A 10762-nucleotide genomic window follows, 5' to 3' on the forward strand; every position below is an offset into this window, starting at 1 on the left:
TGCCGCCGCCGCTCCGGCCGCGGCCGCGCCCGACCTCGACGACGTCGCCGCCCTCGCGGCCCCGATCACGGGGTTCCGGCTCGACCGCTCCCGCCGTGTCACCGTCGTCCCGCGCAGCTATGCCGCCTCGCGCATCAGCGACGACGTCGTCCGCTCGGCCCTGGCCGGCGCACCGTCGGCCGAGGACGCCGCCGCCGGCGCCGCCTCCGTGCCGGTCTCGCTGCGCGCACCCGACGGGGCCGAGGTCGTCTTCGCCATGGTGGAGGACTCCGTGATGGAGCCCGGGCTCCAGGCGGCGCACCCCGAGCTGCGCACCTACGCCGGCACCGGCGTGACCGACCCGAGCGACACGATCCGCCTGGCCGTCACCCCGCTCGGGCTGAGCGCGGTGGTCCGCAGCCTCGAGGGCAACCGCACCTGGTACGTCGACCCGGCCTACTTCGGGCGCGGGGTCACCGCCCACCTCAGCTACCTCCGCTCCGCGGTCCCGCGGAGCGCCCGCGCCTTCACCGAGCGCGAGGTGACCACCCCGGCCCGGGCCAGCCTGGCCGGCCGCGCCGGCAGGGTGGAGACCGCGCGTCGTGCCGGTGAGGTCGTGACCCAGCGCACCTACCGGATGGCGTTCGTGACCACGCCGTCCTACGCCGCCGACTTCGGCACCGCCAACGTGCTGGCCGAGAAGGTGCGGGTCATCAACCGGGCCAACGCGATCTATGGCGACGACATGGCGATCAAGTTCGTCCTCGTCGACGGGACCGACGAGCTCAACCTCGACACCGCGGCCAAGGCCACCGGCGCCAACGGCCCGTGCGGCGCCAGCGCGTGCTTCGCTGCCGACGACATCGCGTCCTGCGGCGGCAACGGCATCGACCGCAACAACTTCGTCGCCGGTCAGATCATCGGTGCCGACAACTTCGACATCGGCCACCTCGGCTCCGGCGAGGGTGGCGGTGGCGTCGCCTACCTCGGCGTCGTCGGCGGCGAGCTCAAGGCGGGCGGCTGCACCGCGCTCGACGAGCCGCGCGGCGACTTCTACGCCATCGACTTCTTCGCCCACGAGGTCGGCCACCAGATGGGCGGCAACCACACGTTCGACGGCAACGGCGGCTCGTGCATGTTCCCCAACCGCAACGCCGACACCTCGGTCGAGATCGGCTCGGGCTCCAGCGTCATGGCCTACGCCGGCATCTGTGCCAACGACGACCTGCAGCCCCACACCGACCCCTACTTCTCCCAGCGCACCATCGACGAGCTCACCGCGGTCACGACCGCGACCCCGACGACGCTGGCCGAGCAGCAGGTCGTCAACCTGTCCGGCTTCGCCGGCACCGACTCGTTCAAGCTCGGCTATCCCGGCAAGGCCCCGGTCACCATCACCAACGGGACCACCTACAACGCCGCCGGCCTCGAGGCCGCGCTGCTGACCCTGACCGGCAAGGCGGTCCAGGTGACGGCGTACGACGGCGGCACGACGCTGGACGGCACCGGCTTTACCACCGACTGGCCCGACCAGACCGACGCGGCCCGGCTCGAGCTCAGCGGGTTCGTCGGCGCCACCGGCTTCGTCGGGGTGACCCAGAACGGCGGCCCGATCACCAACCGCGGCACCGCCACGGTGACGACCAACCACCGGCCCGTCGTGGACGCCGGCGCCGACAAGTCGATCCCGATCCGGACGCCGTTCGTGCTGACCGGCTCCGCGACCGACGCCGAGGCGTCCCAGCAGGTCGGCCTGACCTATCTCTGGGAGCAGAACGACCCGGGCCTGCCCGGCGACCCGGTCCTGGGCACCGGACCCGGCACCGGGCTGTCCACCCCGGTCAAGCTCGCGGGCGGTCTGTTCCGGGTCTTCGGCACCTACGCCGACGTCGGGGCTGCCGACACCGTGCTCTACAACTCGCCGGGGGAGAACCTCGCCGACGGCAACCCGAGCCGCTCGTTCCCCGACCTGGAGCAGGTCCTGGCCGACAACACCAACGCCGAGGGCCCCTGCCCGCTGCCGGCCGACCCCACCGCGGCGATGACCGGGGCGACCCTGGACTGCTACTCGGAGTTCCTGCCCGACGCGGCCTACGCCCTCAGCCCGCTCGCCGGCGAGCTCAACTTCCGCCTCACCGTCCGCGACGGGGCAACCACCGGTGGCGGCACCGGCCACGACGACGTGGTGCTGACGCCCGACGCGTCGGTCGGTCCCTTCGCCCTGACCTCGCGTGCCACCGCCGGGACCCCGGCCACGGCCAACGCGACCGAGACCGTCACCTGGGACGTCGCCGGCACCGACGCCGCCGCGTTCGCCCCGATGGTCAAGATCAGCGTCTCGGTCGACGGAGGCTCCTCGTTCCCCTTCGTCGTCGCGGCGTCCACGCCCAACGACGGCAGCGAGGCGGTCACCCTGCCGAAGTTCAACACGACGAAGGCCCGGATCAAGATCGAGGCCGTCGGCAACTACTTCTACGACACCAACGACGCTGACTTCGTCATCCAGGGCGGCGTCGACCTCGTCGCCCCCCAGACGACGATCACCGCGGGGGTCGCCCGCCGCGGCTTCGTGGCCAGCTATCGCGCGGGCTACCGGTTCACCTCGTCCCTCGTCGGGTCGACCTTCACCTGCCGGCTCGACGGCGCCACCGTGCCCTGCGGCAACGGCGCGGCCCAGCTCAAGGGCCTCAAGCCCGGCACCCACGTCTTCACCGTGGCCGCCACCAGCCCCGACGGCCTCGTCGACGCCACCCCCGCCCGCCGCGAGTTCGCCGTGCTGGCCAACGAGCGGCTCCCCGCCCGGCGCAGCGCGGGCTGGAAGAACGTCAAGGACGACCGGTTCTACCGGACGACCTACTTCTCGACCCGGCAGAAAGGTCGCACCCTGGGCTACCGGGTCACCAAGGCGTCGCGGATCGCCGTGCTGCTCGCCCGCGGACCGGGCCTGGGCCGGGTCGCGATCGAGCTCAACGGCAAGCGGCTCGAGGTCGTGAACCTGGCGGCCCCCCGCCCGCAGCTCAAGGTGGTCTATGCGTCGGGGTCGTTCGCCACCCCGAGGTCGGGCGTCATCACGCTGCGCACGCTCGACCGGAAGCCGGTCGTCATCGACGGCGTCGGCTCGTTCGTCATCCCGAGGTGACCGCAGGCTGGCAGCGCGGGCACCAGTAGGTGGCGCGCTCCCGCTCGGCGGGGCCACGCATCGCGACCTGGATCGGCGTGCCGCAGCGACGGCACGCCGACCGGTCGCGGCGATAGACCCACATCCGCTCGCGCTCGCGGAGGTTGCCGGTGGTGGACTGCACCGCCCGCTCCTTGTTGAGGTCGAGCATCTGCCGGGCCCGTCGTACGACGCGCCGCAGGTCGGGCACGGCCGCGACGGGGTCGTGCGGGTGGACCCCGGCGACGAAGCACAGCTCGGCGGCGTACATGTTGCCGATGCCGGCCAGGTTGCGCTGGTCGAGCAGCGCCTCGATGACCATGCGGTCGGGCTCGGCCATCAGTCGACGCAGCGCCTCGGTCTCGTCCCAGTCGGGACCGAGCAGGTCGGGGCCGACGTGGCCGACGACGAACCCCTCGTCGGCTGTGGGCAGCAGCTCGACGATGCCGAGCGAGAAGCCGACGGCGCGCTCGGTCGCCGTGGTCAGCACGACGCGGGCCTGGTGGGCCGGTCGCGGCCACCGCTGGTCGAGGGCCAGGACCCGCCAGGCGCCCTCCATCTTGAGGTGGGTGTGCAGGGTCCAGCGGTCGTCGCCGTGGGCGATGCGGGTGAGCAGGTGCTTGCCGCGGCTGACCGTGGCGAGCACCCGGCCCCCGGAGAGGTCGGCGGTCGCGTGCTGGGGCACCCGGAAGTCGGTCGTCACCAGGTCGTGCCCGGTCAGCGAGCGGTCGAGCAGCCGGGCCGCCCGATAGACGGTGTCACCCTCGGGCACTGCGCAGCCTCAGCCCCTGGGGCGTCGTGACGAAGCCGGCAGCGTCGAGGGCGGTGCGCAGCGGCGTGGAACCGCCGCCGAGGATGGCGGCGCCGTCGGCCTTCTCGACGGTGAGGCGGCCGAGTGCGCCCCGGCGCACGGTCTCGGCCAGCGTGGCCGCGGCCGGGGTGAGGACGTCGACGTCGTCGGTCCAGGTGAGCAGGGTGCGCCCGCCCCGCTCGACGTAGAGCGTCAGCACGCCGTCGACGAGGACGACGATGGCGCCCGCCTTGCGGCCCGGACGGTGGCCGCCGCCGGAGTCGGGCCAGGGGAGCGCCGCGCCGTAGGGGTTGGCCGGGTCGGTCGCCGCGACGGCGAGCGCGGTGACCTTCTCGGTCGGGGCCTCGCTGAAGGTGCGGAGACGGTCGATCGCGCCGGCGGTGCCGAACTGGGCGGCGCCGAGACCGTCGACGAAGTAGCCACGCCGACAGCGTCCGGACTCCTCGAAGGCCGAGAGGACCTTGTAGACCGCGGCGAACCCGCCCGGCACCCGTTCGCTGACGACTGCCCCGCGGATGACGACGCCGTGGCGCTCGAGCAGCCGCTCGGCGGTCGCCTTGGCCCGCCGGGTCGGGTCGGGGTCGATCTCGGGAAGGGCAGACCAGCGGCCGGCGGTCTCGGGCGGACCGGTGCGGGCGACGCGTCCGGGCCGCGGGGGCGGACGGCGGGTGCGGTGGGTCGTCTTGCCACCGCCGATGAGGGCGCGCATCGGGGCGAGGGTGTCGTTGCCGACGCGGCCGGCCCAGACGAGCTCCCAGAGGGCGGCGCTGATCGCCTGGTCGGTGATCGACGCCTTGTCGAGCGCGCGGCGGGTGCTGTCGGCGACCTGGTGGAAGAACCAGGCACCGCCGCCGGCGAGCGCGGCGAGCACCGCCTCCTGGAGCTCGCCGGCCTCGAACGCCGTCGGCGGGGGCAGCGTCAGGTGGGCCTGATCGGCGAGGTGGAGCGAGACCCAGCCGTCGTTGCCGGGCAGCGCGCCGTGGCCGGCCCAGACGACCTCGCCGGAGGTGGTCAGCTCGTCGAGGTAGGCCGGCTCGTAGTCACGCACCCGGGCCGCCAGCACCAGGGCCTCGAGCGCCGAGGCGGGGACCGGTGCGCCCGCGAGCTGGTCGATGGCGCTGAGCACCCCGTCGACGCCGCGCAGGCCGCGGCCGGAGACGTGCTGCCAGGCCGCGAGGAACCGGCCGAGCGCGGCCGGCTCGACGGGCTCGACCTCCTGGCGCAGCCGCGCGAGCGAGCGGCGTCGCAGCCGGCGGAGCACCTCGGCGTCGCACCACTCCGAGCCCGAGCCCGACGGCCGGAACTCGCCGTCGAGGACCCGGCCCTGGGCGGCCAGGCGCTGCAGCGTGTGGCGCGCGACCGCGGCGCCGAGGCCGAGCCGGTCGGCGACGTCGTCGGTGGTGAACGGCCCGTGGGTGCGGGCGAACCGGGCGACCAGGTCGGCGAGCGGGTCGTCGACGGGCTCGGCGAAGACGTCGGGCGTGCCGGGCGGGACGGGTACGCCGAGCGCGTCGCGCAGCCGAGCGACGTCCTCGACCACGGCCCAGGACGGGACCCCGGCCAGGCGGACCTCGACGACCCGGCGCGAGGCGGCCAGGGTGTCGAGCCACTCGCCGACCTCGGCCCCGTCGACGCTGCGCGCACGCACCTCGTCGAGCGACTGCGGGCCGAGCATCCGGAGCAGGTCGACGACGCCCTCGGCGTCGCGGGCGCGTCGGTCGGGGGCGAGCCGCTGGAGCTCGGCCTCGACCTCGGCCAGCACCTCGGGGTCGAGCAGCTCGCGCAGCTCGGCGCGCCCGAGCAGCTCGGCGAGCAGGCCCTGGTCGAGCGAGAGGGCGGCGGCCCGGCGCTCGGCGATGGGGGAGTCGCCCTCGTAGACGAACTGGGCGACGTAGCCGAACAGCAGGCTGCGGGCGTAGGGAGACGGCGACGGGGTCGCGATGTCGGTGACCTGGACCTCGCGGCGGTCGACCGCGCGCATCAGCCCGACCAGCGCCGGCAGGTCGTAGACGTCCTGGAGGCACTCGCGGACGGCCTCGAGGACGATCGGGAACGAGGGGTACTTGGAGGCGACCTCGAGCAGCGCCGCGGCCCGCTGGCGCTGCTGCCACAGCGGCGAGCGCCGGCCGGGATCACGACGCGGGAGCAGCAGGGCGCGGGCCGCGCACTCGCGGAAGCGGGCGGCGAACAGCGCGGAGCCACCGACCTCCTGGGTGACCAGGGCGTCGATCTCCTCGGCGTCGAAGACGATCAGGTCGCCGGTGGGCGGCTCGGCGTCGGTGTCGGGGATGCGGATGACGATGCCGTCGTCGGAGGCCAGCGCCTGTCCGTCGACGCCGTAGCGCTCGCGCAGCCGGGCGTTGATGGCCAACGCCCACGGCGCGTGGACGGGCACGCCGTAGGGGGAGTGGACGACGAGCCGCCAGTCGCCGAGCTCGTCGCGGAACCGCTCGACCAGCAGCGTCGTGTCGCTTGGCAGGACCCGGGTCGCCTCGAGCTGCTCGTGGAGGTAGGCCACGAGGTTGCCTGCGGCCCACTCGTCGAGACCGTCGTCGCGCGCCTGCTTGACCGCCTTGGCCTGGGTCATCGCGCCGAGCTCGCGGGTGTAGGCACCGATGGCCTCGCCGAGCTCGGCGGGCCGGCCCAGGCTGTCGCCCTTCCAGAAGGGAAGCCGGCCGGGGATGCCGGGCGCCGGGGTGACCAGGACCCGGTCGTGGGTGATCTCCTGGATGCGCCACGACGTCGCGCCGAGCGCGAAGATGTCGCCGACGCGTGACTCGTAGACCATCTCCTCGTCGAGCTCGCCGACCCGCTTGCCCGGGCCCTCGCCCCCTACGAGGAAGACGCCGAAGAGCCCGCGGTCAGGGATGGTGCCGCCGCTGGTGACCGCGAGCCGCTGGGCCCCCGGCCGGCCGGTGAGCTGGCCGGTGACGCGGTCCCACACGATGCGCGGGCGGAGCTCGGCGAACTCGTCGCTCGGGTAGCGCCCAGCCAGCAGGTCGAGGGTGGCGTCGTAGGCCGAGCGCGGCAGCTGGGTGAACGGGGCGCTCCGCCGGCACAGCGCATAGAGCTCGTCGACGTCCATCGGCTCGAGCGCGGTCGCGGCGACCACCTGCTGGGCGAGGACGTCGAGCGGGTTGGCGGGGATGCGGAGCGCCTCGATGCCCCCAGTGCGCATCCGGCGTACGGCGACCGCGGTCTGCGCCAGGTCGCCGCGGTGCTTGGGGTAGAGGACGCCGCGCGAGGTCTCGCCCACCTGGTGGCCGGCGCGGCCGACGCGCTGGAGGGCGCTGGCCACCGACGGCGGCGACTCGATCTGGATGACGAGGTCGACCGCGCCCATGTCGATGCCGAGCTCGAGGCTGCTGGTCGCGACGACCGCGGGCAGCCGGCCCCGCTTGAGGTCGTCCTCGATGAGGGCGCGCTGCTCCTTGCTCACCGAGCCGTGGTGGGCCTTGGCGATGACCGTCTCGGCGCCCTGGGAGGCGCCGCTCTGGGCCATGACCTCGGCCGGTTGCTCGGCACCTTCGGGGAGGGCGTTGCCGGCCCGGGTGGTGGCGATCTCGTTGAGGCGGGCCGTCAGCCGCTCGGCGAGGCGCCGCGAGTTGGCGAAGACGATCGTCGAGGTGTGTTGCTCGATGAGGTCGACCACGCTCTCCTCGACGTGGGGCCAGATCGAGGCGTGGCCGCGGCCGTCCTGCTCCTCGGCGTCCTCGTCGAGGTCGCCGGGCTGGGTCATGTCCTCCACGGGGACGACGACCTTGAGGTCCCAGCTCTTGGAGGCCGGAGGCGCCACGATGTCGACCGGCGCGCTGCCCCCGAGGAACCGCGCCACCTCCTCGAGCGGACGGACCGTCGCCGACAGCCCGACCCGTTGGACCGGCTTGTCGAGCAGCGCGTCGAGCCGCTCGAGGCTGAGCGCGAGGTGGGCGCCGCGCTTGGAGCCCGCGACCGCGTGCACCTCGTCGATGATCACCGTCTCGAGCCCGCGCAGCGAGTCGCGCGCCTGGCTGGTGAGCATCAGGAACAGCGACTCGGGGGTCGTGATGAGGATGTCGGGCGGCGCGGTCTGCAGCTTGCGGCGGTCGCCGGCCGCGGTGTCACCGGACCGGACGCCGACCGTCACCTCGGGGACGGTCGCGCCGAGCCGGTCGGCGGTGTGCTTGATGCCGGTGAGCGGCGCGCGCAGGTTGCGCTCGACGTCGACGCCGAGGGCCTTGAGCGGGCTGATGTAGAGCACCCGGGTGCGCTGCTTCTTGTCCTTCGGCGGCGGGGTGCTCATCAACCGGTCGATCGACCACAGGAACGCGCTGAGCGTCTTGCCCGAGCCGGTCGGCGCGACCACCAGCGCGTGCCGCCCCGCCCCGATGGCCGCCCACGCGCCCGCCTGCGCCGGCGTCGGCTCGGCGAACGCCGCCGCGAACCACGCGCGCGTCGGCTCGCTGAAGGCCGCGAGCGGGTCGGTCTGGGACATCCCGCCAGTCTTGCCTACGCCACCGACAGTTTCCCTCGCCCGCAAGGAGACAGCCCGTCGGGAGCCCGTCGTACGCCCTCAAGAGCGGGGGGTGTCAGGGAGATCCGACCCTTGTCAGGGGTTGCAACCCCTGACAACGGTCGGAATCCCCGGCCGGCCGGGGAATCCGCGACCCCCCGCGCCGGGTCAGTCGCCGGCGGTCCGCAGCATCGGCGGCTGGATCACGGTGGCGTCTCCGCGACGGTAGAGCAGGGGCGGGCGGCCACCGGCGCTGGTGGCGCCGCCCTGCCCGTCGGTGGGTACGACGAACCCGTCGGTCCCGAGGACCTTGCGGCGGAAGTTGCCCAGGTCGGGCGCGACGCCCCAGACGGCGGCGTAGACCCGGCGCAGCTCGGGGAGGGTGAAGGGCTCGGCGACGAAGTCGAGGGCGAGCGTCGTGTACTCGAGCTTGGCGCGCACCCGCTCGCGGGCGTCGGTGAGGATCTCGTCGTGGTCGAAGGCCAGGGCTGGGCGGTCCGGGCCCTCGCCGAGCACGTCGTCGACGGCCCACCAGCGCGCGCCGGCGGCGTCGGAGCCGGCCTCGGGCTCGGGCAGGTCGGGGGCGAAGGCGACGTGGGCGACCGAGACGACCCGCATCCGCGGATCGCGGTCGGGGGCGGAGTAGGTGCGCAGCTGCTCGAGGTGGCCGTCGAAGCGCTCGACGCCGGTCTCCTCCAGCAGCTCGCGCCAGGCGGCGTTCTCGGCGTCCTCCTGCGGCTCGACGAACCCGCCGGGCAGGGCCCAGGAGCCGGCGAACGGGTCGGCGCCGCGCTCGACCAGCAGCACCGCGAGTGCGCCGTCGCGGATGGTGAAGACGGCCAGGTCGACGGTGACGGCGAACGGCGGGTGGTCGCTCATGCGGTCACCCCGGTCGCGCCGGCCTCGGTCATCTCGGCCACCGCAGTGGCGCTCGACCCGGCGGCGACGCCGGCGTGGAGGCCGGCGAGGAGCCGGACGGCGAGCCCGGCCCGGCGGGCGTCGAGGACGGTCGCGCGGACGCAGTAGTCGGTGGCGATGCCGGTGACGTCGAGCTCGGTCACGTCGAGTCCCTCGAGGACCGACAGCAGGGTCGAGCCGTCGTCGGTCACGCCCTCGAACGCGCTGTAGGCGGCGACGCCCATGCCCTTGCGGACGTGGTGGGTGACGCGGTCGGTGACGAGCTCGGGCGCGTAGTCGGACCCGCCCGTCGTCGACACGCAGTGCACCGGCCAGGTGTGCTCGAAGTCGGGGTCGGTGCCCGGCTCGGCGAAGTGGCCGTCGTTGGTGCCGTGGGCGTCGTGCCAGTCACGGGAGGCGACCACCGCGGCGTAGTCGTCGGCGTGGGCGGCGAGGTGCTCGCTGATGCGGGTGGCGACGGCGCGGCCGCCGGTGACGGCGAGCGAGCCGCCCTCGACGAAGTCGTTCTGGACGTCGACGATGATGAGGGCGCGGGTCATGTGAGCGCTCCTTCCGGTTGCGGTGCGGGTTGCGGCCTGGGTTCGACGCGGAGGTAGGCGCTGCCGCCGGTGATGGCCAGCGCCTCGGGCGGCAGGGTCGCGAGGGCGGCGGCGCAGTGGTCGCGCACCTCGTCGAGCGAGGGGGAGTGGACGACCTCGCCGCCGCGGATCGCGGCCACCTGGATCGGCGTGGCGCCGTCGTCGGCGCCGCCACCGTCGCCGCTGCCGTCGCCGGCGGCGTCGGTCGTGAACCACTCGCTGGCGACGAGCCCCTCGTCGTCGAAGGAGCGGTAGGCCGTCTTTCGGCCGCCGACCGAGATCTTGTCGTGCGACTTCTTGGCGACCGGGCGCAGCGGCCCGTCGGCGGTGTCGGCCACCGCGACCAGCTTGTAGACCATCTGGGCGGTCGGCTGACCCGAGCCGGTGGCCACGCGGGTGCCCACGCCGTAGCCGTCGATGGGGGCGTCGGCGAGGGCCGCGATGACGTACTCGTCGAGGTCGCTCGTCACGGTGATCCGGGTGCGGGTCGCGCCCAGCTCGTCGAGCAGGACGCGCGCGGCGTGGGACTCGTCGGACAGGTCGCCGGAGTCGATCCGTACGGCGCCGAGCTCGGGACCGGCCACCTCGACGGCGTTGCGGATGCCTTGGGCGATGTCGTAGGTGTCGACCAGCAGCGTGGTGCCCGGGCCCTGCGCCTGGACCTGGCTGCGGAACGCCTCGACCTCGCTGCGGTGGGCCAGGGTGAAGGCGTGCGCGGCCGTGCCGACGGTGGGCACGCCGTGGAGGTAGCCGGCGGCGAGGTTGCTGCTCGAGGCGAAGCCGGCGACGTACGCCGCCCGCCCGACGGCGACCGCAGCCTCCTCGTG

Annotated in this window: 5 protein-coding genes and 1 pseudogene; 1 reads left to right on the forward strand and 5 read right to left on the reverse strand. The window is 74.2% G+C overall.

The window, feature by feature from the left end; translation table 11 throughout:
- Positions 1-3118, forward strand: a 3118-nt coding sequence (locus tag Q7T52_RS08305; protein ID WP_304801308.1) for a M12 family metallo-peptidase, incomplete at its 5' end; no start/stop codon positions are given.
- Here the strand turns inward: Q7T52_RS08305 and Q7T52_RS08310 are convergent.
- From Q7T52_RS08310 to Q7T52_RS08330, 5 genes and pseudogenes are all read right to left on the reverse strand, one after another.
- Positions 3105-3908 (reverse strand): DNA-formamidopyrimidine glycosylase family protein, encoded by an 804-nt coding sequence (locus tag Q7T52_RS08310; protein WP_304801310.1) that lies wholly within the window; start codon positions 3906-3908, stop codon positions 3105-3107. The two genes, Q7T52_RS08305 and Q7T52_RS08310, sit on opposite strands and share 14 nt — an antisense overlap.
- Positions 3895-8421, reverse strand: coding sequence for an ATP-dependent helicase (locus Q7T52_RS08315; RefSeq protein ID WP_304801312.1), 4527 nt, complete (start codon positions 8419-8421; stop codon positions 3895-3897). The genes Q7T52_RS08310 and Q7T52_RS08315 overlap by 14 nt, the downstream gene beginning before the upstream one ends.
- 186 nt (positions 8422-8607) lie before the next feature.
- Positions 8608-9318: an NUDIX hydrolase gene (locus Q7T52_RS08320; protein WP_304801315.1), complete on the reverse strand. Its 711-nt coding sequence runs from the start codon at positions 9316-9318 to the stop codon at positions 8608-8610.
- Positions 9315-9896 (reverse strand): isochorismatase family protein, encoded by a 582-nt coding sequence (locus tag Q7T52_RS08325; RefSeq protein ID WP_304801317.1) that lies wholly within the window; start codon positions 9894-9896, stop codon positions 9315-9317. The genes Q7T52_RS08320 and Q7T52_RS08325 overlap by 4 nt, the downstream gene beginning before the upstream one ends.
- A pseudogene (locus tag Q7T52_RS08330) lies at positions 9893-10762 on the reverse strand (nicotinate phosphoribosyltransferase); the annotation flags it as partial. The gene Q7T52_RS08325 and the pseudogene Q7T52_RS08330, both read right to left, overlap by 4 nt.

This window comes from Nocardioides sp., assembly GCF_030655615.1.
Taxonomy (GTDB): Bacteria; Actinomycetota; Actinomycetes; order Propionibacteriales; family Nocardioidaceae; genus Nocardioides.

Bases quoted from the DNA above. Each gene is read 5' to 3' on its own strand.
- Q7T52_RS08325 (WP_304801317.1), bottom strand. From the start codon at position 9,896: ATGACCCGCGCCCTCATCATCGTCGACGTCCAGAACGACTTCGTCGAG.
- Q7T52_RS08315 (WP_304801312.1), bottom strand. From the start codon at position 8,421: ATGTCCCAGACCGACCCGCTCGCGGCCTTCAGCGAGCCGACGCGCGCG.
- Q7T52_RS08320 (WP_304801315.1), bottom strand. From the start codon at position 9,318: ATGAGCGACCACCCGCCGTTCGCCGTCACCGTCGACCTGGCCGTCTTC.